The sequence below is a fragment of the Mangrovibacter sp. MFB070 genome (genome assembly GCF_000705335.1).
GTDB classification, from domain to species: domain Bacteria; phylum Pseudomonadota; class Gammaproteobacteria; order Enterobacterales; family Enterobacteriaceae; genus Mangrovibacter; species Mangrovibacter plantisponsor.
In genome coordinates, this window is record NZ_JJMI01000011.1 from 122,095 (window position 1) to 143,923 (window position 21,829).

Below are 21,829 nucleotides of genomic sequence, written 5' to 3' on the forward strand. Positions count from 1 at the left end.
CCGGCCTTAGCTTAACAACTACGTGAAGATTAACGCTCGTAGATTATCTCCACACCTTCATCGTCATCTTCATCCCAGTCATCGTCATCATCCCAGGGCTCTTCGGCTTCAGACTGCATTTCTTCCAGTTGTTTACGGTGGTAATCGTCCCACATAAACTCAACTTTCTCTGCTTCCTGAGCCACTTCTTCATGAACAACCGGGTTTTCGATAATGAAATGCATCACATCCCAACATAATGCATTGACACCATCACGTGTCGCTGCAGATATCAGGTAATGTTTCTCTTCCCAGCCCAGCGCAGTAGCAATTTCTTTGGCCCGCTGTTCTGCTTCTTCACTATCGAGCAAGTCAACTTTATTGAATACCAGCCAGCGTGGTTTTGCAGCCAAAGTGGCACTGTATTTCTCCAGCTCGCCAATAATAATGCGCGCATTCTCGACCGGATCAGAACCATCAATCGGTGCCAAATCAATCAGGTGCAATAAAACACGGCAACGTTCAAGGTGCTTGAGGAAACGAATCCCCAGCCCTGCGCCATCAGCCGCGCCTTCGATCAGACCCGGGATATCAGCAACCACAAAACTCTTTTCGTTATCCATTCGCACAACACCCAGGCTTGGAACCAGGGTGGTAAAAGGATAATCAGCCACTTTCGGTTTTGCTGCGGATACGGCACGAATAAACGTAGATTTACCTGCATTAGGTAAACCAAGCATGCCAACATCAGCCAACAACATCAGCTCCAGGTCGAGTTCACGCTTCTCACCAGGTGTACCATTCGTTTTCTGGCGTGGTGTGCGGTTTACTGAAGATTTAAATCGTGAGTTACCCAGGCCATGCCAGCCGCCTTTTGCAACCAACAAACGTTGACCGTGGGAAACCATATCGCCCATTGCTTCCCCGGTACCTTTATCGATAACCCGGGTACCAACAGGCACACGAATGGAGACATCTTTGCCTCGTTTACCAGTACAGTCACGGCTTTGGCCATTCTGGCCGCGCTCAGCACGGAATGACTTTTCAAAGCGATAATCGATAAGGGTATTCAGGTTTTCGTCAGCTTCCAGCCAGACATCACCACCATCACCACCATCGCCACCATCCGGGCCACCTTTCGGGATGTACTTTTCACGACGGAAGCTAACACACCCGTTGCCGCCATCACCTGCGACCACGAGGATCGTTGCTTCATCAACAAACTTCATTTTACTTCTCCGTAGATCATTCGCCCGAACGGGGCACAGGTATTGCCGGCTGGCGCTTACGCCAGCGCCCCCAAAGGCGATGCCCAATCGCGGAATACATTGCGCCCGCCACAACGACAAATGCGCCGATATAACCCATGACATTCAACATTGGCATGGCAAAGAAACCCGGCCATGCCAGTGCTAATAAATCTGAAAACAGCAACGTAAATAAAGGAGTCAGTGTAATAAATGCACTTACCTGCGCTGCCTGCCAGCGCGCCATTGCTTCTGCAAGCGCACCGTAACCCACCAGTGTATTCAGGCCACAAAACACCAGACACCCCAGTTGCCACCCACTCAGTTGCTTTATAACCATTGGGTCAGCCAATGGAAGCAACGCCATTGTACATAAAGCGTACAACAAAAACAGAATCTGTTGAGATGCCAGACGCCGTAGTAACACTTTCTGTGCCACCCCATAACTGACCCAGACGCAGGCAGCAGAAACACCAAATATTACGCCCCACGTGTAGTCAGTCAGGCGAGTAAATATTTCAACCAGGCTGGAGTTAAAAAACATAATCAACCCGGAAAGCAGCATCAGTGCACCAACAACTTGCGTACCACGCATCTTTTCTTTCAGGATGACGACACTGGCAACCATCATGCCTACCGGAGAAAGTTGCCCAATGACCTGTGATGCTGTGGGGCTCAGATACTGCAAAGAGGAACTAAAGAAAATAAAGTTCCCAAACAGCCCACCTGTTGCTATAGCCAGTAATACTAACCAGCGGGGGCTTTTAAAAATTCTGAGTGGAGGTAAATTTCCCCTCAGTGTCAAAATCAGACCCAGTCCGGCGCCAGCCATCAGAAAACGATAAAACACAACAGTAGGAGGAGACATCACCTCCAGTACCTGTTTCATAGCAATAGGTAATGCACCCCAGCACATTGCTGTTGTCAGGGCTAAAGCAATACCAATTCCTGCCTGTTGTTTCATTTAAAGCTCCTGGCGCTTTACCCAGTGTCAGAATGTAAAAAGCCCCGCAACGTGTTGCGGGGCTTCAATCCGTTACCGGGACGCGAAAAACTTATTCAGCAACAATGCTTACGAATTTACGGTTTTTCGGACCTTTAACTTCGAACTTGACTTTACCGTCAGACAAAGCGAACAGAGTATGATCTTTACCGCAACCTACATTGCTGCCTGCGTGGAATTTAGTGCCACGCTGACGAACGATGATGCTGCCAGCAAGAACTGCTTCACCGCCGAAACGTTTTACGCCCAGACGTTTAGCTTCAGAATCGCGACCGTTACGTGTTGAGCCGCCAGCCTTTTTGTGTGCCATTTAATCTGCTCCCCTGTTAAGCGCTGATGCCAGTAATTTTCACATCAGTGAACCACTGACGGTGGCCCTGCTGCTTACGATAGTGTTTACGACGACGAAACTTAACGATTTTAACTTTCTCGCCACGACCATGAGCAACAACTTCAGCTTTGATTACGCCGCCCTCAACAAAAGGAACGCCGATTTTAACTTCTTCGCCATTGGCAATCATCAGAACCTGGTCGAATTGAACTGCTTCGCCAGTTGCGATGTCCAGCTTTTCCAGGCGAACGGTCTGACCTTCGCTTACTCGGTGTTGTTTACCACCACTTTGGAAAACCGCGTACATAAAAAACTCCGCTTTCCGCACACACCTTTGTGTTTTCAGTGCGCACTATAAATAATCACAATAGGGCGCGAATATTACGCAAATCCTGGACATTTGACAAGTACCATCATCAATTCGTGTAGAAAAAAAACACTACGCACAATGTTCCATTTATTAAGCGCATTTTTTCAGTACAATCTGTATTTGATGACCAGACAGATACCCAATAACATGTTCCGTCGAACGGGATAAACCGGGCAACAGCCAGACTTTTGCGATGAATTTAGAGAAAATAACCGAGTTAACCGCGCAAGATATGGCGGGCGTAAACGCGACAATTCTGGATCAGCTCAACTCTGACGTTCAGCTAATCAACCAGTTGGGGTACTACATCGTCAGTGGTGGCGGGAAACGCATTCGTCCAATGATCGCAGTGCTTTCTGCCCGTGCACTGGGTTATAACGGCAACGCGCACGTCACTATTGCGGCCTTAATTGAATTTATTCATACCGCGACGTTGCTCCATGATGACGTTGTTGATGAATCAGATATGCGCCGTGGTAAAGCGACGGCAAATGCCGCTTTTGGTAATGCTGCCAGTGTTCTGGTTGGTGATTTTATCTACACCCGCGCATTCCAGATGATGACTCAACTGGGCTCACTCAAAATACTGGAAGTGATGTCGGCGGCCGTCAACGTTATTGCTGAAGGGGAAGTACTTCAGCTAATGAACGTCAACGACCCGAATATTACAGAAGAAAGCTACATGCGGGTTATTTACAGTAAAACAGCACGCCTGTTTGAAGCGGCTTCGCAATGTTCCGGCATTCTTGCTGGAGCGTCACCAGAGCAAGAACTCGCGCTGCAAGATTATGGCCGCTACATTGGTACAGCCTTCCAGCTTATCGATGACCTGCTTGATTACAGTGCCGACGGCGCAACGCTGGGGAAAAATGTGGGAGATGACCTCAACGAAGGGAAACCCACTCTCCCACTGTTGCATGCCATGCAGCACGGCACACCTGAGCAGGCCACTATGATTCGCCAGGCCATTGAACAGGGAAATGGTCGCCATCTTCTGGAACCCGTTCTGGAAGCAATGGAAATGTGTGGCTCGCTCGCCTGGACAAGACTTCGGGCCGAACAGGAAGCGGATAAAGCCATTGAAGCGCTGGCAATACTTCCGGACTCCCCCTGGAAAACCGCACTGACAGGCCTTGCTCATATTGCCGTGCAACGCAATCACTAAGCACACGACTCCATGTTGGCTTAGCTAAAAAGGATCTGCGCCATTGTGCGTGGATCCTTTTCAATTCGCCCTTTTTATGCAACACATTACACAAAGCTGAGCGCGGGAACACAAAACAAACTGCGGGCCTCAATATTAAGAACTTTCAAGAATCTCCTGTGCTATATAACCCGGGCTTTCACTGAGTAGCCAATGCAACCCAATAGCGACAGGGAGAAAACATGGAAAGTAATTTTGTTGACTGGCACCCGGCAGATATTATCGCTGCGCTGCGCAAGAGAGGAACATCAATGGCCGCGGAATCACGTAAGGCCGGGCTGAGCTCTTCAACGCTCGCCAATGCTCTGGCGCGCCCCTGGCCCAGGGGAGAAATGTTGATAGCTGATGCGCTTGATGTAAACCCATGGGAGATTTGGCCCTCCCGCTACTATGACCCACACACCGCACAATTCATTGACCGAACCCGGCTCATTCGCCAGCGTTAAAAAAACCGGGGAATTCCCCGGTTCTTTACGTTATTCAGCGCGAATACGTTCAATTTTAGCGCCCAGCGCCTGAAGCTTGTCTTCAATGCGTTCATAGCCACGATCGATGTGGTAAATGCGATCAACCACCGTAACGCCTTCAGCAATACACCCGGCAAGCACCAGGCTTGCCGATGCACGCAAATCAGTCGCCATAACCTGGGCACCCGACAATTTAGCCACGCCATGGCAAATCGCAGTGTTACTCTCAATTTCTGCATGTGCGCCCATACGAATCAACTCTGGCACATGCATAAACCGGTTTTCGAAGATGGTTTCAGTGATGACACCAGTGCCTTCGGCTACCAGGTTGAGCAGTGTAAACTGTGCCTGCATATCCGTTGGGAAGCCAGGATGCGGCGCAGTGCGGACATTTACCGCTTTAGGGCGCTGGCCATGCATATCCAGAGAGATCCAGTCTTCGCCTGTTTCGATATCTGCGCCTGCTTCACGCAGTTTGGCTAATACCGCATCCAGAGTGTCCGGACGGGTATGACGGCACATCACTTTGCCACCAGAAATCGCTGCTGCCACCAGGAAAGTGCCTGTTTCAATACGGTCAGGCAAGACGCGATACACGCCGCCACCCAGGCGTTCAACACCCGTGATAGTGATACGGTCAGTACCCATGCCCGTGATTTTTGCTCCCAGCGTATTCAGGAAATTGGCTGTATCGACAATTTCTGGCTCGCGGGCCGCATTTTCAATAACTGTAGTGCCTTCAGCCAGGGTTGCCGCAGACATAATCGTGACTGTGGCACCAACACTGACTTTATCCATAACAATGTGCGCCCCTTTCAGGCGACCATTGACACTGGCTTTTACATACCCTTCTTCCAGTTTGATCTCTGCACCCAGTTGTTCCAGGCCAGAGATATGCAAATCGACGGGACGGGCGCCAATTGCACAACCACCGGGTAAAGACACCTGCCCCTGGCCAAAACGAGCAACCAAAGGACCTAATGCCCAAATAGATGCCCGCATTGTTTTGACCAGTTCGTAAGGTGCACAGTAAATGTTAACTTTACTGGCATCAATCCAGACGGACCCGTTGCGCTCAACCTTTGTACCCAGTTGGCTCAACAATTTCATTGTGGTATCAATGTCTTTCAGTTTGGGGACATTCTGAATTTCAACTGGCTCTTCAGCCAATAGTGCGGCAAATAAAATCGGCAATGCGGCGTTTTTCGCCCCCGATATAGTTACTTCGCCGCTCAGGCATGTCGGCCCTTCTACGCGGAATTTATCCATCAGGACAGCTCTCTACATATTCAAAATCACAAGTGCTGCAGCGTCGTTGCAGCTCAGAATCCGTTTAACTTACGGTCGCGTTCCCACTCTGTCGGGGTATAGGCTTTGATGGATAAAGCGTGGATACGGTTATCCGCAATGTATTCCATAAGAGGCCCATAAATCGTTTGTTGTTTTTTCACACGACTCATGCCGGCGAAGAGTTCACCCACTGCAGTAACCTGAAAGTGGCTACCGTCACCAGTGACGTGGACTTCCTGAAGGGGCAGTGCATTCATCAGCACCGTCTGAATTTCATGATTTTCCATGGGCTCTTCATCATCGTCGATTAATAAAACCAGCCAAACATCTTAGAGGAAAGTGTTCGCCGCTGAAATAAGCAAAAAGGCCTTGCAGTGAGAAAATGCAAGGCCTTGAGACTAACCCACTGAAAACACTAGTGAGTATAGGGAAATACTGATTCCGGTAAATTATAAAGCTTGCTCAGCATATCAAGCTTTTCATTCACGCCAGTGAGCACAACTTCACGCCCCTGTGAGCGAGATGTTGCCACCAGATGCAGTAAGATAGCCAGTCCTGCAGTATCTACCCGGACCAGTTCACCAACTGCTATTTCTGATAATGCCTGGCAAATAACCTGGCGCTGTGACCAGAGTGGCAACAATGACCCCTGATCCAGAATACCGGACAAAGACAGAGTGCCGTTATCCAGTTGCCACTGCAAAGCAGCCGCCATTATTTCTGTGCTTCCAGTGTAATTGGATGGCGAGATATTTCTTTCAGTTCTGCAGTCAGGCCATCAATCCCTTTCTGACGTAACAAATCACTCCACTCATTTTGCTTGGTAGTGATCATGCTGACACCTTCTGCAATCATGTCATATGCCTGCCAGTTTCCAGTCTGGCTGTTTTTACGCCACTGAAAGTCCAGGCGCACCGGAGGGCGGCCATTCGGGTCAATGATAGTCACGCGAATTGCCACGATAGTCGCGTCACCAATAGGTTGTTCAGGAGCAATCTGATAAGTTTGACCATGGTACATTGCCAGTGCCTGCCCATAAGCCTGTTTCAGGTATTCACGGAAAGCCGCAAAATAGGCTTCACGCTGCGCCGGAGTGGCGTCACGGTAATAGCGCCCCAGGACCAATGCCCCGGCGTACTTGACCTGGACATAAGGCAGCAATTCCTGATCAACTATCTCACGCAGATAATCCGGATTCTGACGAATTTTAGCCTGTTCATTTTTCAGCCGGGAAAACGTTTTTTCCGCCGCCTGGTTCATTAACACATACGGATTGGACTGATCCGCCGCTACCGCCAAAGGTGCGATCACCAACATGGCAACCATTAACAGCCGTTTAAACATGACATATCTCCAAACTTAGTTCGTTTTCCCGGACGGGGATGGCTCATTATTCCCGTGTGACGTTCCTTGTGCATCGCCACTCGTCTTATTGTCGTCACCATTGTTGCTCTTATATAAGAACTGGCCTATCAAGTCTTCAAGCACCATAGCTGACTTGGTATCCTGCATGGTGTCGCCATCTTTCAGAATACCAGTACCGAGTTCTGGGTCTTCAAACCCCACATTCAGTGCCAGATACTGTTCACCTAGTAAGCCTGAAGTGCGCACAGCCAACGAACTGGTGTCTGGAATATGGTTGTAACGTTGCTCGATATCCATTGCCACACGGGGCAAATAGGTCTTGGGATCCAGAGAAATATCGGCCACCCGGCCAATCACCACACCACCAATACGCACTGGAGAGCGTGCTTTCAGGCCACCAATATTGTCGAAAGTGGCATACAGACGATACGTTGGCTCAGTATGAAACGAGGTGATATTTGCCACACGCAGGCAGATAAAAAGAATAGCGGCAAACGCAACCAGCATAAATGCGCCAACCCAGATTTCAAATTTCTTCGTTTGCATGAACTTAATTCCCAAACATCAGTGCAGTAAGCACAAAATCCAGCCCCAAAACAGCCAGAGAAGCGTGCACAACAGTACGTGTAGTTGCCCGGCTAATCCCTGCAGAGGTTGGGATAGCATCGTACCCATTAAATAACGCAATCCACGTTACCGTAATGGCGAACACTACGCTCTTGATAACACAGTTGACCAGGTCAAGGCGCCAGTCGACAGCATTCTGCATGGCAGACCAGAAAAAGCCGGAATCGATCCCTTTCCAGTTCACCCCAACCAGCGAGCCGCCCCAAACACCAACCGCGACAAAAATCAGTGTCAGTAGCGGTAATGAAATAACCCCAGCCCAAAAACGTGGGGAAATCACACGACGCAACGGATCGACAGCCATCATTTCCATACTGGAAAGTTGTTCCGTGGCTTTCATCAGGCCGATTTCAGCAGTAAGCGCAGAACCAGCCCGCCCGGCGAACAATAATGCAGCGACCACCGGACCCAGTTCACGCAGCAGCGACAATGCCACCAGCATTCCCAGACTGGTTTCTGCGCTGTATGTGGTTAAAACCAAATACCCCTGAAGGCCCAGCACCATACCGATAAACAACCCCGATACGATGATGATTATCATAGACAGCACACCAACACTGTAGAGTTGGCGCATTAACAGCGGCGCATGTTTGCGAAACTCGGGTTTTCCGACCAGTGCATTGAAGAGCAGTACCCCTGCCCGACCAAATGTTGCACAAAACTTTATGCCTTTATGCCCGAGAGATGCCAGCGCATCCAGAAATACCACGTGATTACTCCTCCGCTCCTGCAAATAGATCCCGTTGATATTCCCCAGCCGGAAAACGGAACGGCACAGGACCGTCGGCAATACCATCCAGAAACTGACGAACCCGTGGATCCGGATTACTGCGTAGCCCCTCCGGGCTGCCATGCGCGATAATCTGTTGATCAGCAACGATCCATGCTTCATCGGCAATACTGAGCACTTCCGGTACATCGTGGGACACGACAATGCAGGTCACACCCAGCGAGCGATTCAACTCAGAGATCAGCTTCACCAACACTCCCATAGTGATAGGATCCTGGCCAACAAAAGGTTCATCAAACATGATGAGTTCAGGTTCCAGCGCTATAGCACGTGCCAGCGCAGCCCGCCGGGCCATCCCACCAGAAAGCTCGGATGGCATAAGCTCCGCAGCTCCGCGCAGCCCCACGGCTTCCAACTTCATCATGACTGTACTGACCAATAGCGGCTCAGGCAGATGTGTATGTTCGCGTAAGGGATAAGCCACATTTTCAAACACGTTCAGGTCCGTAAACAACGCACCCGACTGGAAAAGCATGCTCATCCGTTTACGGACGGTGAACAACCGTGAACGAGACAGTGACGGAATGTTGTCACCATCAAATAAAATTTGCCCGGCATCAGGTTTAATCTGCCCACCAATCAGGCGTAACAGGGTGGTTTTACCAATCCCAGATGGCCCCATGATGGCCGTGATCTTTCCACGCGGTACGGTCAACGAGATATTGTCGAAAATACGCCGACTCCCGCGTGAAAAGGTCACGTCTCGAATATCGACCAGGTTATCCACTCTCTGGTTCATCTGATGTCCTTAAACTCTTAGCTTCAGATACACCTGTACATTTAAACACGGCATTGATTTCTGCTGTGCGCGATATTCTTACAGAATATTGCGCAGTTCAGTTAGCGAAAACTGGCATCGTTTTACTTTTCGGTGCCATATAGTCAAAATTAGGCAAGTGTTTCATGCTGTGCTGTTCCCGCATAAGCAAGAGCAGTGAACCAGTCATTGTAACTGAATAAAGGATTTTTCATGTTTTTAGCGACGTCTCTGTTAATCATCGGTTTACTTTTGGTGGTTTACAGCGCCGACCGGCTGGTCTTTTCTGCGTCTTTACTTTGCCATTGGCTTGGGGTTTCTCCCTTAATCATCGGCATGACTGTCGTTACCGTTGGCACGTCGTTACCCGAGATAATTGTTGCGTTATCGGCAACGTTACGTGACCAGGGGTCACTGGCCGTAGGCACGGCAATTGGTTCTAATATCACGAATATTCTGCTGATTCTTGGTCTGGCAGCAACGTTACACCCCTTAAAAGTCCACTCAGCGTTGCTACGCAGAGAAATCCCACTGATGCTGCTGGTCACGCTTATTGCCGGGTATATTCTGTGGGATGGTGAGTTGACTCGTAGCGAAGGCGTTGTCTTGCTGATAATCGCCGCTATTTACTTGCTGCTGACAGTCAAATTCGCTCAGCACGCCCATCACAAAGAAAACGACAACCTGACCCGGGAACAACTGGCAGAACTACCTTGTGAAGGCTCCCTGCCCGTTGCGCTGTTATGGCTGGGGGTTGCGCTCATTATTATGCCAATAGCCACTCATATGGTTATTGACAACGCTACAGTACTTGCGAATGCCTTTAACATCAGCGAGTTCCTGGTTGGTGTCACTGTACTGGCAATTGGCACCAGTCTGCCGGAACTGGCAACGGCAATAGCCGGAGCAAGAAAAGGTGAAGACAACATCGCCATTGGCAATTTAATCGGTGCCAATATTTTCAACATCACAATTGTTCTGGGTTTACCTGCGCTCGGGTACCATAGAGACCTCGATCCGCTCATGATCCGGTATGATTATGGAGTGTTATTGCTGGTCAGCCTGGTGTTTGCGCTACTTTGTTGGCGCCGTTCAGGTGAAATCAGTAAGTGTGCGGGTGCTTTGTTATTAACTGGCTTCATTGTCTGGTTAATTCTGCGCCTCGCCGGTTTTTTTCCTTTCGTCGAGTAATACGGACACGGTATGTCACACAAAAACGTGGATGCAGGCTTTGATTTCCAGCGCGCCGGGAAAACCGTGCTTACGGTTGAACGTGAAGGGCTGGCTCAACTGGACCAGTATATCAATGGCGACTTTACAGACGCCTGCAGGAAAATATTTGCCTGTCAGGGCAAAGTCGTGGTTATGGGAATGGGTAAATCCGGGCATATTGGCCGCAAAATGGCCGCTACATTCGCCAGTACAGGTACACCTGCATTTTTTGTTCACCCCGGGGAAGCCAGCCACGGTGATTTAGGCATGGTGACCAACAACGATGTTGTTATTGCTATTTCTAACTCAGGTGAATCCAACGAAATACTGGCACTTATTCCAGTACTTAAACGCCTTAATGTTTCCCTAATCAGCATGACCGGGCGGCCACAAAGCACAATGGCAAAAGCCGCAGATATCCACTTGTGCATTCACGTACCGCAAGAGGCCTGCCCGCTGGGCCTGGCCCCCACCACCAGCACAACCGCCACATTAGTGATGGGTGATGCTCTGGCTGTAGCTCTGTTGGAGGCCAGAGGGTTCACCGCAGAGGATTTCGCGCTATCGCATCCGGGCGGAGCTCTTGGGCGCAAGTTATTACTGCGTGTTAATGATATTATGCACACGGGTGATGAGATCCCCCATGTCAGTGAGCACGCCTCGTTACGCGATGCTTTACTGGAAATCACCCGAAAAAACCTGGGGATGACGGTTATCTGTGATGACCAGATGACAATTCATGGTATTTTCACCGATGGCGACTTACGCCGGGTGTTTGATATGGGCGTTGACCTGCATAGCCTGGCGATTAAAGACGTGATGACCCCGGGTGGTATTCGGGTTAAGCCCGGTACACTGGCTGTTGACGCACTGAATTTAATGCAGTCCAGGCATATTACAGCTGTAATGGTTGCGGATGGCGACCATCTGGCTGGTGTGATACATATGCATGATCTGCTGCGCGCAGGCGTAGTCTGAATAGGATATGAAGTAATGAGTACCCCCCAAACGGTAACTGAAACGTGCTACGGTCTGGTCGATAACTCCGTAATAGAGAAAGCAGCGCGGATTAAGCTGCTTATCCTTGATGTCGATGGCGTGATGTCTGATGGCCTCATTTATATGGGCAACAATGGTGAAGAGTTGAAAGCGTTCAATGTGCGGGACGGTTACGGCATTCGCTGCGCGCTGACATCAGGCATTGAAGTTGCCATTATTACCGGGCGTAAAGCAAAGTTACTGGAAGACCGTTGCCAGACACTGGGCATCACTCATCTTTGGCAAGGTCAAAGTGATAAGCGTATCGCTTACCAGTCTTTGCTTTCTCATCTGTCGTTGCAACCAGAAGACGTCGCTTATATTGGTGATGATCTGATCGACTGGCCAGTGATGTCACAAGTCGGTTTGAGTGTGGCTGTCGCTGACGCCCACCCACTGCTGCTCCCCCGCGCAGATTATGTCACGACGATTCCTGGTGGGCGCGGCGCAGTAAGAGAGGTTTGCGATATCCTGCTACAGTCTCAGGGCAAACTTGAGCAGGCTACAGGGCAATCAATATGAGTAAAAGCAGACGTTGGGTCATTATCCTGCTTGCTCTGGTCGTTTTAATTCTGCTGGGGATAAACCTCGCTGATACCGACAATAATTCGCAAGTACAGGTCAATAACAACGAGCCAACTTATCAGAGTGAGCACTCCGATACGGTTGTATATAATCCAGAAGGTGCGCTCAATTATCGCCTGATAGCAAAACATGTTGAATACTATTCAGATCAAGAGCTGACCTGGTTTACTGACCCCGTAGTGACTTCATACGATACAAACAAAGTCGCGACCTGGTCTATCCGGGCAGACAAAGCAAAACTGACCAATGATCGGATGCTTTATCTCTACGGGCATGTTGAGTTGGATGCACTGACGCCTGACTCACAGTTACGAAAAATCACCACCGATAACGCTCAGGTAAACCTGATAACTCAGGATGTTGCCTCCGATGATCTGGTGACGCTATATGGCACCACATTTAATTCCAGTGGTTTGAAAATGCGCGGCAACTTACGCAGTAAAACGGCCAAGCTGATTGAAAAGGTTAGAACTTCCTATGAAATTCAAAATAAACAAACTCAGCCTTAACGTTCTGGTAGCCGGTGCATTGTTTGCCGCCAGCCTTCCGGCATTTGCGTTAACTGGCGATACGGATCAGCCTATCCATATCGAATCAGATCAGCAGTCTCTGGATATGCAGGGTAACATCGTCACCTTTACCGGTAATGTTGTTGTCACCCAGGGAAGCATCAAGATCAACGCGGACAAAGTCGTTGTGACACGCCCTGGCGGCGAAAAAGGTAAAGAAGTGATTGATGGCTATGGTAACCCGGCCACATTCTATCAAATGCAGGATAACGGCAAGCCGGTTAAAGGCCATGCCAGCCACATGCATTATGAACTGCAAAATGATTTTGTCGTTCTGACTGGCAAAGCTTATCTGGAGCAACTTGATAGTAATATCACTGGCGATAAAATTACCTATCTGGTGAAAGAACAGAAAATGCAGGCGTTTAGCGACAAAGGTAAACGCGTGACGACCGTTCTGGTTCCGTCCCAACTTCAGGACAAGAAAGACCAGGCAACTGCCCCTAAAAAGAGTAACTAATTCAGTATGGCAACACTTACAGCGAAAAACCTGGCGAAGGCCTATAAAGGGCGTCGGGTCGTCGAAGATGTCAGTTTAACTGTGAACTCTGGCGAAATCGTTGGCCTGCTGGGGCCTAACGGTGCGGGGAAAACCACCACGTTTTACATGGTAGTGGGTATTGTTCCACGCGACGCCGGTAATATCACCATTGACGATGAAGACATCAGCCTGTTACCGCTTCATGCCCGTGCCCGCAGAGGGATTGGCTATCTGCCGCAGGAAGCATCTATTTTCCGGCGTCTCAGCGTGTACGATAACCTGATGGCGGTGTTACAAATTCGCGATGACCTCTCCAGCGAACAACGTGTTGATCGGGCAAATGAGTTGATGGAGGAGTTTCACATCGAACATCTGCGCGACAGCCTCGGGCAATCTCTGTCAGGTGGTGAACGCCGTCGTGTAGAGATTGCGCGAGCACTGGCTGCTAATCCGAAGTTCATTCTGCTGGATGAACCCTTCGCAGGGGTTGACCCCATCTCGGTTATCGACATAAAACGTATTATCGAACATCTGCGTGACAGCGGTCTGGGCGTATTGATTACCGACCACAACGTGCGCGAAACACTGGCGGTTTGTGAACGGGCTTATATCGTCAGCCAGGGTCACCTTATTGCCCATGGTACACCAGGCGAAATTCTCGAAGACGAGCATGTGAAGCGGGTATATCTTGGGGAAGAGTTCAGACTCTGATAGGGTAAGCGTGACAGGATGTAAAAAAGAGTGAGGACACCTCGTATCAGGTTTGTTCGCTATTCGTTATCACTGTCACCGTTTCACTTTATCAGGAGAGTTTTTCTTTTTGCCAGGGCAGGTATTATTAACGTATTGACCTGAGGAAGTATGCTCTGAATATGAAGCAAGGTTTGCAACTAAAGCTTAGTCAACAGCTTGCCATGACGCCTCAGCTACAACAGGCCATTCGCCTGTTGCAACTGTCTACGCTGGAACTGCAGCAAGAACTCCAGCAAGCGCTGGAAAATAATCCGCTGCTTGAGCAAACCGATTTTCATGAAGAAGTGGAAACTCAGGATGCCCAGGATAGTGAATCGCTGGATACCCGGGAAGCGCTTGAGCAAAAAGACATGCCTGAAGAGCTGCCTCTGGATGCGAGCTGGGATGAAATCTATACCGCCGGGACACCATCAGGAACCGGGGCAGATTACATTGATGATGAACTACCTGTTTATCAGGGTGAGACGACTCAAACATTGCAGGATTACCTGATGTGGCAAGTGGAGCTGACTCCGTTTTCTGATACTGACAGGGCAATTGCCACATCGATTGTCGATGCCGTAGATGAAACAGGTTATCTCACCGTTCCCGTTGAAGATATTCTGGAAAGCATGGGCGACGAAACCATCACACTGGATGAAATTGAGGCCGTACTCAAGCGAGTACAGCGATTTGATCCTGTGGGGGTTGCTGCCCGTGATTTACGTGATTGTTTGCTTATCCAGCTTTCACAGTTCTCCCGTGAAACACCTTTTATTGAAGAAGCCCGGCAGATAATCAACGGGCATCTCGATCTTCTGGCAAACCATGACTTCCGCACACTGATGAAAGTCACGCGTCTTAAAGAAGATGTGCTGAAAGATGCGATGGTGCTGATCCTGTCTCTTGACCCTCGCCCTGGCCAGTCCATTCACACCACTGAGCCTGAATACGTTATTCCGGATGTGTTGGTTCGCAAACATAAAGGGCGCTGGACAGTCGAACTGAATTCCGACAGTATTCCCCGCTTGTCCATCAACCAGCATTACGCCTCTATGTGCAACAATTCGCGTAATGACAGTGACAGCCAGTTCATCCGCAGTAATTTGCAGGAAGCGAAATGGTTAATCAAAAGTCTGGAAAGCCGCAATGAAACACTGCTCAAAGTCAGCCAGTGTATTGTTGAGCAACAACAGGCTTTTTTCGAAAATGGCGAAGAATACATGAAGCCAATGGTGCTGGCAGATATTGCTCAGGCGGTGGAAATGCACGAATCAACGATTTCGCGCGTTACCACGCAAAAATACCTGCACAGCCCACGGGGCATTTTTGAGCTGAAATATTTCTTCTCCAGCCATGTGAACACCGAAGGTGGGGGCGAAGCCTCTTCCACGGCTATTCGTGCGCTGGTGAAGAAGTTGATTGCCGCAGAAAACCCGGCAAAACCACTTAGTGATAGTAAACTGACTTCTATGTTATCTGATCAAGGTATCATGGTGGCGCGGCGCACTGTCGCAAAATACCGCGAGTCTTTATCCATACCGCCGTCGAACCAGCGTAAACAATTGGTTTGACTTAACCGATAAGGAAGACAATATGCAACTCAATATCACAGGACAGAATGTCGAGATTACTGAAGCTATGCGCGAATTCGTCAACACAAAGTTCGCCAAACTGGAGCAGTATTTCGAAAGGATCAACCAGGTCTATATTGTGTTGAAAGTGGAAAAAGTCACTCAAACAGCGGATGCAACGCTTCATGTAAATGGCGGTGAGTTGCATGCCAGTGCCGAAGGCCAGGATATGTATGCCGCAATTGACGGTTTGATAGATAAACTCGCCCGTCAGTTAACCAAACACAAAGATAAACTGAAACAGCATTGATGACCCAGGTATTTCCCTGAATCTCAGCGGCCCGTTATCGCAGGATAGCGGGCCGCTGGCACAGAGGGTGCCAGGTGGAGCTATGATGAATAATGATTCCGCGCTGCAACTCAGCGCTGTCCTGAACCAGGAATGTACGCGTAATAACGTGCATTGTCAGAGCAAAAAACGTGCTCTGGAAATCGTCAGTGAACTGGCGGCTAAGCAGTTAGGCCTTCCGTCACAAGCGGTTTTTGATGCTGTACTAACCCGTGAGCGCATGGGAAGTACCGGTATTGGCAATGGTATCGCTATCCCGCACGGTAAACTGGAAGAAGACACATTACGTGCCGTAGGTGTATTTATCCGTCTGGAAACACCCATACCTTTCGATGCCATTGATAACCAGCCAGTTGATCTCTTGTTCGCTTTGCTGGTTCCGGCAGACCAAACTAAAACACACTTACATACATTGTCGCTGGTCGCCAAAAAACTGGCTGACAAAACTATTTGCCGTCAGCTCCGTATGGCGCAAACGGATGAAGAGTTATTTAACATTATTACTGATGCAGGAAATGCAGGAGCCTGATTCAGGCGCAGTAATCATGCAATAACACCACAAGATACCCATAAAAATTTGGAGTGCAGCAGGCCAACACCGTAGACGTCACTGGCTTTATATGCCAGTTAGCAACGTAATAGGTTGCTGGTGAAGGCCATCAGGGTGCCTCTCAGGGATGAGAGAGATAAATATCGCCACCCTGTGCAAACCGATAACGGGTATATTCAGACTGGGGGAGAGACCGTTCATGGTGCTGATGATTGTCAGCGGCCGCTCAGGTTCAGGGAAATCCGTAGCCTTGCGTGCTCTGGAAGATATGGGGTTTTACTGTGTAGATAACCTGCCAGTTGTGTTGCTACCCGATTTAGCCCGCACATTATCTGACAGGCAAACGTCTGCGGCAGTCAGTATTGATGTACGCAATATGCCCGAATCTCCGGAAATTTTTGAACAGGCAATGCGTAATTTGCCTGATACCTTTTCGCCGCAACTTCTGTTCCTTGATGCTGACCGTAACACTCTGATTCGACGCTACAGTGACACAAGGCGTCTTCATCCGCTGTCCAGTAAGAATCTGTCACTGGAAAGTGCGATCGATGAAGAAAATGATCTGCTGGAGCCACTGCGATCCCGGGCCGATCTGATTGTTGATACTTCGGAAATGTCAGTTCATGAACTGGCAGAAATGCTGCGAACCCGGCTGCTGGGTAAACGTGAGCGTGAACTCACCATGGTATTTGAATCATTCGGTTTTAAACACGGCATACCTATCGACGCAGATTACGTTTTTGATGTTCGCTTTCTGCCAAACCCGCACTGGGATCCCAAACTACGCCCGATGACCGGTCTGGATAAACCTGTCGCTGCCTTTTTGGACCGCCATACCGAAGTGCATAACTTTATTTACCAGACACGCAGCTACCTTGAGTTATGGTTACCCATGCTGGAGACAAATAACCGTAGCTATCTGACAGTTGCTATTGGTTGTACTGGTGGTAAGCACCGTTCTGTTTATGTTGCAGAACAATTAGCCGACTATTTCCGCTCACGCGGTAAAAATGTCCAGTCACGTCATCGCACGTTGGAAAAACGCAAAACATGACCGTAAAACAAACTGTTGAGCTCACCAATCGTTTAGGCATGCATGCTCGCCCGGCAATGAAGCTCTTTGAACTGGTACAAAGTTTTGATGCCGAAGTGTTACTGCGCAATGAAACTGGAACTGAAGCAGAAGCCAGCAGTGTGATTGCACTGCTTATGCTGGATTCTGCCAAAGGTGGGCACATTGAAGTAGAAGCAACCGGGCCACAGGAAGAGGAAGCCCTTGCCGCCGTTATCGCGCTATTCAATGCGGGTTTCGACGAGGATTAACTCCAGGCTAGTTCAGCTTGTGCTCTGCCAGGAAGCTTTCCCCACCCAGTTGCCTCATCTGGCGGAGTATCCATTGTTGCCTGGCGCGAACATACCCAGAAGGAGCACTGGCTTTATAAATAATCGGGTTGGGCAATACCGCGGCTAACAAAGCGGCCTCCGCTGGCGTCAGCCGGCTTGCAGGCTTGTGGAAATAATGTTTTGCAGCTGCCTCAACACCAAAGATGCCGTCACCAAACTCCGCTACATTCAGGTAAACCGTTAATATTCGGCGCTTACCCCAGAGTAATTCAATGCCAACCGTTAACCCGGCCTCCAGGCCTTTACGCACCCAGGAACGCCCATCCCACAAAAACATATTTTTGGCTGTTTGCTGAGATAATGTTGATGCGCCACGTATTCGGTTTTCATGGCGCTCGTTATGAGCCAGCGCTTTCTGAATCGCTCCAACATCAAACCCCCAGTGTTCCGGGAATTTTTGATCTTCAGCCGCAATAACCGCAATCGCCATCCAGGGAGAGATGTTATCCATGGATTCCCATGTTGAATGCGCAACATAGTGAAAATCGCCCGAAAACCATGCAGATACCTGGCGTTCCACCATCACAGCACTGAACGGGACAGGCAACACGCGAAACAGTAGTATTAATGACAGCCAAAAACCAACAAGCCCCAGAACACCAAACAAGATGTACCGTTTCACTCTTGCTAACAACCCTTTACTGCCTCGGCTCATTGGCAAAGAACCAGAACACGGGAAACCAGTTTATCAATACCCTGTGCGGCTTCATCAATACTTTTCGCCAGCATATAGGCCGGTGTGGTTACCACTTTTTGGTCTTCATCCACCACAATGTCCTCTACCGGGCAAGGAACGTGTTCCCCGCCCATCTCTTCCACTAATTCAGCAGTGTCAACATCTGTACCAATAGTCAGTCGAACAGGTGTTTCAAGAATATGAGGAAGCATGGCAGGTGCAATACAGATAAAACCAAGTGGTTTTCCTGCTGCATGACAATCTCTGGCCAGAGCCTTCAGTGCCGGGTCAACGGAGCATTCCGCACCAGCAACAGCAAAGTTACTGAGGTTCTTGGCAGCACCAAACCCGCCAGGCACAATAAGTGCGTCCAGGTCTGCCGCCCGGGCCTGGCTGAGAGAGCTCACCTGCCCCCGGGTAATACGTGCAGCTTCAACCAGGCAGTTACGTGTTTCCGGCATCACCTCACCGGTAAGGTGATTTACCACGTCATACTGTGTTTTATCTGGAGCGAAACAAATAGCTTCTGCTCCTGCCCGAGCAATTGCCAGTAAAGTGAGGACTGCTTCATGAATCTCTGAGCCGTCATAGACACCCGCACCACACAGAACTACGCCAATTTTTTTCATACAAATTCTCTTTGTGCCGCTGTCAAATCGTTAAATAAAATGCTATTAAGACGCTATGCTTCACACATTTTACTGATTCATGTAACAACTAATTTAAGTTTTGCTATCTTATGGCTGAGTTGTGTGAGGAATTTCTCGTCTCGCCTCGTTAAAACATAAACCAATACTCTGCGGGACGTCAGTTTCCCTGGTGTTGGCGCAGTATTCGCGCACCCCGGTTAATCCGGGGTCATTTTTTTTCAGCATCTGCAACCCATTTTTCCAGCGCAGCGATATCGTTGCGCCATTCGTGCCGAATCTCCTCAATCCATTCACCAGCATTATCCCACCAGGCGGGTAAATCCGGAGACTGCACTTGCTGTGCCAGTTGCTGAATATGCCGTAACCCCACAGAGCCTGCGGCACCTTTGATTTTATGGCCTTCGTCAACAATGCCTTTCTGGTCCCGTGCAGTCCAGTTGGATTCCAGCACACTTAAATAGCCCGGCATCATTTTCTCAAACATCGCCAGCCCGTCACGAATCAATTTTGGCCCGACTAACTCCATATACTGTTCGAGCATCGGCAAATCCAGGATAGCTTGTTTTTTATCATCAGCTTCAAGATTACTCACGCCATCCTCCGGTACGGTATGTGCGTCCCAAAACTTCTTGATCATCGCAGTTAAAGCAGACACAGATAACGGCTTACTCAATACATCATCCATGCCGGCATCCAGATACTCTTTTTTATCTTTGAGTACGTTGGCGGTTAACGCAACTAACGGTGGTAATTCATCCCGCGTAAATGTTTGCGTTAATTTACGGGCAATATCCAGCCCGGTCATATCCGGCAACTGAATATCCAATAAAACTAAATCGTATTCCCCGGGAATAAATGTCGCCAGAGCTTCTTTACCGGTCATTGCCACATCGACGGAATTGCCCATTTTTTCCAGCACAGAACGGGCGACAATCACATTCAGTTCAATATCTTCCACCAACAGAACATGAAGAGCTGGCAGAGGCAACTCATCGTCATCTTCTTCATCCACTTCATCATGAACGGAAGGAGCATGTACTGTGAGGGTAAACAATGCGCCTTCGCCTGGTTTACTGGAAACAGTGATATCCCCACCCATACTTTTCGCCAGGCGACGAGATACCGCCAGGCCAATTCCGGTACCGGTTGCAGGCTTCCCACCCTGTTCGTCTTTCACCTGGTAATACATAGCGAAAATTTTATCCAGTTCGCCGGGAGGAATACCAATACCCGAATCCTGAACTTCAAAGCGCATTATCTGGTCATCCTGATAGCTGACCTGCACCCGCACTTCTCCTTTACGGGTAAATTTCACCGCATTACTAATCAGATTCCACAGAATTTGCCGCAGGCGTGTGCCATCTGCGATTATTTTATGCGGCAACGGCTGCGAGGTTTCCATTACAAAACGCAGCCCTTTTTGCTGAGCCTGCAGGCCGGAGAGGTTTTCGAGGTCAGAAAGGAAACCGGTAAAATCAATTGGCTGGTTATCCAGTTGCACTTTGCGGCGTTCAATTTTATCCATATCGATAATATCATTGAAGATATTACCCAGAGTGACGGCCGAAACATGCACGGTTTTCAGGTACTTTTCTTGTTCTGGCGTCAGGTCTGTATCCAGCAGAATACGGCTCAAACCGACGATCCCGTTCAGTGGCGTACGCAATTCATGGCTGATAGTGGAAATAAACGTTGTTTTATCCCGGCTGGCGCGCTCAAGGGCATCCTGATAACGCTTACGCTCAGTGATATCACGCCCAAACCCCATCAGACCATGCCGTTTACCTACACGGTCGTAGTAAGGCACTTTACGGATTTCAAAGCAGGCTTTGCGCCCATCGGGGTAATCCAGCCACTGTTCATAGGTGAGTGAAACATTATGGCGAAAGACTTTTTCGTCCGTTTCAATCACTTTCTCGGCCGCCTCCGTGGAATACACATCGGCCGGACGCAGACCAATGAGTTGTTTCTCACTTTTCCCGGTTAACAGCTCCATCGCCCGGTTGCACCCGGAGAACTCCTGATCTTCATTGCGATAAAACACCAAATCTGGTGATGCATCGAGGAATGAACGTAAAAAAGAGGACTGTTGGGCCAGTTGGATCTGCGTTTGCTCACGCTCTTTTATTTCCAGTGTTAGCTGGTCAAGAACAGACTGGCGCTCTTTTTCCGCCCTTTCACGATCAGTAATCTCCTGATTAAGCTGCGTGATATTGTTTTTTAGCTGAACATTAAGCGACAAATCGCGTTCACGCATCTCTTCCAGTTTTTCTACCAGGCGTGTCAGACGTTGCCGGGACTCCTCAATTTGCTCCACCACAACAGAGAGGAAATAGACCGCCCATGGCGTAATCAATAACCCGAAGAAGATAGAGCGGATAACATCAATACTCTCTACCTGACCGCGCAACACCATAGTGACAGCCATCTGAACAACAATAGCCAGGACTACCAGCGCAAACGCTAACAACAGGGAAAAACGCACCAGACCCAATTTCATCATCAGGTCTACATAATATTGCGCCAGCTTACGGATTTGATTCATGGAACATTCCTTAACTGAGAATTACCACCATGAT

The 21,829-nt window shown here is 49.2% G+C and carries 27 protein-coding genes; 13 read left to right on the forward strand and 14 right to left on the reverse strand.

What is annotated here, in order from left to right; translation table 11 throughout:
• Window positions 1–29 precede the first annotated feature (29 nt).
• From cgtA to rplU, 4 genes are all read right to left on the reverse strand, one after another.
• Window positions 30–1,208 carry an Obg family GTPase CgtA gene (gene cgtA / locus DT73_RS05105; RefSeq protein ID WP_036104869.1) on the reverse strand — a complete coding sequence of 393 codons (1,179 nt, stop codon included), beginning with the start codon at window positions 1,206–1,208 and terminating at the stop codon, window positions 30–32.
• Window positions 1,209–1,224: 16 nt separating this feature from the next.
• Window positions 1,225–2,190, reverse strand: coding sequence for a DMT family transporter (locus DT73_RS05110; protein WP_036104872.1), 966 nt, complete (start codon window positions 2,188–2,190; stop codon window positions 1,225–1,227).
• A 91-nt stretch (window positions 2,191–2,281) separates the two neighbouring features.
• Window positions 2,282–2,539, reverse strand: a complete 258-nt coding sequence (gene rpmA / locus DT73_RS05115) for a 50S ribosomal protein L27 (protein ID WP_036104873.1) — start codon at window positions 2,537–2,539, stop codon at window positions 2,282–2,284.
• Between the two features lie 16 nt (window positions 2,540–2,555).
• Window positions 2,556–2,867 (reverse strand): 50S ribosomal protein L21, encoded by a 312-nt coding sequence (gene rplU / locus DT73_RS05120; RefSeq protein WP_036104882.1) that lies wholly within the window; start codon window positions 2,865–2,867, stop codon window positions 2,556–2,558.
• A gap of 256 nt (window positions 2,868–3,123) precedes the next feature.
• Between rplU and ispB the strand changes: the two genes are divergently transcribed.
• Both ispB and sfsB read left to right on the forward strand, forming a co-directional pair.
• Entirely contained in the window at window positions 3,124–4,095 is a 972-nt protein-coding gene (gene ispB, locus DT73_RS05125; protein ID WP_036104883.1) for an octaprenyl diphosphate synthase, read from the forward strand.
• A gap of 221 nt (window positions 4,096–4,316) precedes the next feature.
• A complete protein-coding gene (gene sfsB / locus DT73_RS05130; protein ID WP_036104884.1) occupies window positions 4,317–4,580 on the forward strand; it encodes a DNA-binding transcriptional regulator SfsB in 264 nt (87 codons plus the stop codon).
• A gap of 30 nt (window positions 4,581–4,610) precedes the next feature.
• Here the strand turns inward: sfsB and murA are convergent, their stop codons facing one another.
• From murA to mlaF, 7 genes are all read right to left on the reverse strand, one after another.
• Window positions 4,611–5,870 (reverse strand): UDP-N-acetylglucosamine 1-carboxyvinyltransferase, encoded by a 1,260-nt coding sequence (gene murA / locus DT73_RS05135; RefSeq protein WP_036104886.1) that lies wholly within the window; start codon window positions 5,868–5,870, stop codon window positions 4,611–4,613.
• A 53-nt stretch (window positions 5,871–5,923) separates the two neighbouring features.
• On the reverse strand, window positions 5,924–6,178 hold the full coding sequence (gene ibaG, locus DT73_RS05140; protein ID WP_036104889.1) for a BolA family iron metabolism protein IbaG: 255 nt from the start codon (window positions 6,176–6,178) through the stop codon (window positions 5,924–5,926).
• A 128-nt stretch (window positions 6,179–6,306) separates the two neighbouring features.
• A complete protein-coding gene (gene mlaB, locus DT73_RS05145; RefSeq protein ID WP_036104891.1) occupies window positions 6,307–6,606 on the reverse strand; it encodes a lipid asymmetry maintenance protein MlaB in 300 nt (99 codons plus the stop codon).
• Window positions 6,606–7,235: a phospholipid-binding protein MlaC gene (mlaC, locus tag DT73_RS05150; protein ID WP_036104895.1), complete on the reverse strand. Its 630-nt coding sequence runs from the start codon at window positions 7,233–7,235 to the stop codon at window positions 6,606–6,608. The genes mlaB and mlaC overlap by 1 nt, the downstream gene beginning before the upstream one ends.
• A 15-nt stretch (window positions 7,236–7,250) precedes the next feature.
• Window positions 7,251–7,802, reverse strand: coding sequence for an outer membrane lipid asymmetry maintenance protein MlaD (gene mlaD / locus DT73_RS05155; protein WP_036104897.1), 552 nt, complete (start codon window positions 7,800–7,802; stop codon window positions 7,251–7,253).
• Between the two features lie 4 nt (window positions 7,803–7,806).
• Complete coding sequence (gene mlaE, locus DT73_RS05160; protein WP_036104899.1) at window positions 7,807–8,592, reverse strand: lipid asymmetry maintenance ABC transporter permease subunit MlaE; 786 nt, start codon at window positions 8,590–8,592, stop codon at window positions 7,807–7,809.
• A gap of 4 nt (window positions 8,593–8,596) precedes the next feature.
• Window positions 8,597–9,412, reverse strand: coding sequence for a phospholipid ABC transporter ATP-binding protein MlaF (mlaF, locus tag DT73_RS05165; protein WP_036104902.1), 816 nt, complete (start codon window positions 9,410–9,412; stop codon window positions 8,597–8,599).
• Between the two features lie 231 nt (window positions 9,413–9,643).
• Between mlaF and DT73_RS05170 the strand changes: the two genes are divergently transcribed.
• The 11 genes from DT73_RS05170 to npr all read left to right on the forward strand — a co-directional run bounded on the left by DT73_RS05170 (window position 9,644) and on the right by npr (window position 17,843).
• The gene (locus tag DT73_RS05170) at window positions 9,644–10,621 is read left to right on the forward strand and encodes a calcium/sodium antiporter (RefSeq protein WP_036104906.1); all 978 of its coding nucleotides are present in this window, start codon (window positions 9,644–9,646) and stop codon (window positions 10,619–10,621) included.
• 12 nt (window positions 10,622–10,633) lie between these two features.
• Entirely contained in the window at window positions 10,634–11,620 is a 987-nt protein-coding gene (kdsD, locus tag DT73_RS05175) for an arabinose-5-phosphate isomerase KdsD (protein WP_036104909.1), read from the forward strand.
• Window positions 11,621–11,635: 15 nt separating this feature from the next.
• Window positions 11,636–12,202, forward strand: a complete 567-nt coding sequence (gene kdsC / locus DT73_RS05180; protein WP_036104914.1) for a 3-deoxy-manno-octulosonate-8-phosphatase KdsC — start codon at window positions 11,636–11,638, stop codon at window positions 12,200–12,202.
• The gene (gene lptC / locus DT73_RS05185) at window positions 12,199–12,774 is read left to right on the forward strand and encodes an LPS export ABC transporter periplasmic protein LptC (protein WP_036104917.1); all 576 of its coding nucleotides are present in this window, start codon (window positions 12,199–12,201) and stop codon (window positions 12,772–12,774) included. Before kdsC ends, lptC begins: the two co-directional genes overlap by 4 nt.
• Entirely contained in the window at window positions 12,743–13,294 is a 552-nt protein-coding gene (lptA, locus tag DT73_RS05190; RefSeq protein WP_036104921.1) for a lipopolysaccharide ABC transporter substrate-binding protein LptA, read from the forward strand. The genes lptC and lptA overlap by 32 nt, the downstream gene beginning before the upstream one ends.
• A gap of 6 nt (window positions 13,295–13,300) precedes the next feature.
• Window positions 13,301–14,026 carry an LPS export ABC transporter ATP-binding protein gene (gene lptB / locus DT73_RS05195; protein WP_036104924.1) on the forward strand — a complete coding sequence of 242 codons (726 nt, stop codon included), beginning with the start codon at window positions 13,301–13,303 and terminating at the stop codon, window positions 14,024–14,026.
• Between the two features lie 161 nt (window positions 14,027–14,187).
• The gene (rpoN, locus tag DT73_RS05200) at window positions 14,188–15,621 is read left to right on the forward strand and encodes an RNA polymerase factor sigma-54 (RefSeq protein WP_036104927.1); all 1,434 of its coding nucleotides are present in this window, start codon (window positions 14,188–14,190) and stop codon (window positions 15,619–15,621) included.
• Between the two features lie 22 nt (window positions 15,622–15,643).
• On the forward strand, window positions 15,644–15,931 hold the full coding sequence (gene hpf / locus DT73_RS05205; protein ID WP_036104930.1) for a ribosome hibernation promoting factor: 288 nt from the start codon (window positions 15,644–15,646) through the stop codon (window positions 15,929–15,931).
• Window positions 15,932–16,013: 82 nt separating this feature from the next.
• The gene (gene ptsN, locus DT73_RS05210) at window positions 16,014–16,499 is read left to right on the forward strand and encodes a PTS IIA-like nitrogen regulatory protein PtsN (protein WP_036104934.1); all 486 of its coding nucleotides are present in this window, start codon (window positions 16,014–16,016) and stop codon (window positions 16,497–16,499) included.
• Between the two features lie 220 nt (window positions 16,500–16,719).
• Window positions 16,720–17,574, forward strand: a complete 855-nt coding sequence (gene rapZ, locus DT73_RS05215) for an RNase adapter RapZ (RefSeq protein ID WP_036104937.1) — start codon at window positions 16,720–16,722, stop codon at window positions 17,572–17,574.
• Window positions 17,571–17,843 (forward strand): PTS phosphocarrier protein NPr, encoded by a 273-nt coding sequence (npr, locus tag DT73_RS05220; RefSeq protein ID WP_036104940.1) that lies wholly within the window; start codon window positions 17,571–17,573, stop codon window positions 17,841–17,843. Before rapZ ends, npr begins: the two co-directional genes overlap by 4 nt.
• 7 nt (window positions 17,844–17,850) lie before the next feature.
• Here the strand turns inward: npr and mtgA are convergent, their stop codons facing one another.
• The 3 genes from mtgA to arcB form a co-directional block, all read right to left on the reverse strand.
• Window positions 17,851–18,579: a monofunctional biosynthetic peptidoglycan transglycosylase gene (gene mtgA / locus DT73_RS05225; RefSeq protein ID WP_036104942.1), complete on the reverse strand. Its 729-nt coding sequence runs from the start codon at window positions 18,577–18,579 to the stop codon at window positions 17,851–17,853.
• Window positions 18,576–19,229: an isoprenoid biosynthesis glyoxalase ElbB gene (gene elbB, locus DT73_RS05230; RefSeq protein WP_036104945.1), complete on the reverse strand. Its 654-nt coding sequence runs from the start codon at window positions 19,227–19,229 to the stop codon at window positions 18,576–18,578. The genes mtgA and elbB overlap by 4 nt, the downstream gene beginning before the upstream one ends.
• Window positions 19,230–19,458: 229 nt before the next feature.
• Complete coding sequence (gene arcB, locus DT73_RS05235; RefSeq protein ID WP_036104949.1) at window positions 19,459–21,795, reverse strand: aerobic respiration two-component sensor histidine kinase ArcB; 2,337 nt, start codon at window positions 21,793–21,795, stop codon at window positions 19,459–19,461.
• Between the last annotated feature and the right edge of the window lie 34 nt (window positions 21,796–21,829).

Excerpts from the sequence above, each read along its gene's own strand:
- cgtA (WP_036104869.1), bottom strand. The coding sequence starts at position 1,208 with ATGAAGTTTGTTGATGAAGCAACGATCCTCGTGGTCGCAGGTGATGGC.
- DT73_RS05110 (WP_036104872.1), bottom strand. The coding sequence starts at position 2,190 with ATGAAACAACAGGCAGGAATTGGTATTGCTTTAGCCCTGACAACAGCA.
- rpmA (WP_036104873.1), bottom strand. The coding sequence starts at position 2,539 with ATGGCACACAAAAAGGCTGGCGGCTCAACACGTAACGGTCGCGATTCT.
- rplU (WP_036104882.1), bottom strand. The coding sequence starts at position 2,867 with ATGTACGCGGTTTTCCAAAGTGGTGGTAAACAACACCGAGTAAGCGAA.
- ispB (WP_036104883.1), top strand. The coding sequence starts at position 3,124 with ATGAATTTAGAGAAAATAACCGAGTTAACCGCGCAAGATATGGCGGGC.
- sfsB (WP_036104884.1), top strand. The coding sequence starts at position 4,317 with ATGGAAAGTAATTTTGTTGACTGGCACCCGGCAGATATTATCGCTGCG.
- murA (WP_036104886.1), bottom strand. The coding sequence starts at position 5,870 with ATGGATAAATTCCGCGTAGAAGGGCCGACATGCCTGAGCGGCGAAGTA.
- ibaG (WP_036104889.1), bottom strand. The coding sequence starts at position 6,178 with ATGGAAAATCATGAAATTCAGACGGTGCTGATGAATGCACTGCCCCTT.
- mlaB (WP_036104891.1), bottom strand. The coding sequence starts at position 6,606 with ATGGCGGCTGCTTTGCAGTGGCAACTGGATAACGGCACTCTGTCTTTG.
- mlaC (WP_036104895.1), bottom strand. The coding sequence starts at position 7,235 with ATGTTTAAACGGCTGTTAATGGTTGCCATGTTGGTGATCGCACCTTTG.
- mlaD (WP_036104897.1), bottom strand. The coding sequence starts at position 7,802 with ATGCAAACGAAGAAATTTGAAATCTGGGTTGGCGCATTTATGCTGGTT.
- mlaF (WP_036104902.1), bottom strand. The coding sequence starts at position 9,412 with ATGAACCAGAGAGTGGATAACCTGGTCGATATTCGAGACGTGACCTTT.
- DT73_RS05170 (WP_036104906.1), top strand. The coding sequence starts at position 9,644 with ATGTTTTTAGCGACGTCTCTGTTAATCATCGGTTTACTTTTGGTGGTT.
- kdsD (WP_036104909.1), top strand. The coding sequence starts at position 10,634 with ATGTCACACAAAAACGTGGATGCAGGCTTTGATTTCCAGCGCGCCGGG.
- kdsC (WP_036104914.1), top strand. The coding sequence starts at position 11,636 with ATGAGTACCCCCCAAACGGTAACTGAAACGTGCTACGGTCTGGTCGAT.
- lptC (WP_036104917.1), top strand. The coding sequence starts at position 12,199 with ATGAGTAAAAGCAGACGTTGGGTCATTATCCTGCTTGCTCTGGTCGTT.
- lptA (WP_036104921.1), top strand. The coding sequence starts at position 12,743 with ATGAAATTCAAAATAAACAAACTCAGCCTTAACGTTCTGGTAGCCGGT.
- lptB (WP_036104924.1), top strand. The coding sequence starts at position 13,301 with ATGGCAACACTTACAGCGAAAAACCTGGCGAAGGCCTATAAAGGGCGT.
- rpoN (WP_036104927.1), top strand. The coding sequence starts at position 14,188 with ATGAAGCAAGGTTTGCAACTAAAGCTTAGTCAACAGCTTGCCATGACG.
- hpf (WP_036104930.1), top strand. The coding sequence starts at position 15,644 with ATGCAACTCAATATCACAGGACAGAATGTCGAGATTACTGAAGCTATG.
- ptsN (WP_036104934.1), top strand. The coding sequence starts at position 16,014 with ATGATGAATAATGATTCCGCGCTGCAACTCAGCGCTGTCCTGAACCAG.
- rapZ (WP_036104937.1), top strand. The coding sequence starts at position 16,720 with ATGGTGCTGATGATTGTCAGCGGCCGCTCAGGTTCAGGGAAATCCGTA.
- npr (WP_036104940.1), top strand. The coding sequence starts at position 17,571 with ATGACCGTAAAACAAACTGTTGAGCTCACCAATCGTTTAGGCATGCAT.
- mtgA (WP_036104942.1), bottom strand. The coding sequence starts at position 18,579 with ATGAGCCGAGGCAGTAAAGGGTTGTTAGCAAGAGTGAAACGGTACATC.
- elbB (WP_036104945.1), bottom strand. The coding sequence starts at position 19,229 with ATGAAAAAAATTGGCGTAGTTCTGTGTGGTGCGGGTGTCTATGACGGC.
- arcB (WP_036104949.1), bottom strand. The coding sequence starts at position 21,795 with ATGAATCAAATCCGTAAGCTGGCGCAATATTATGTAGACCTGATGATG.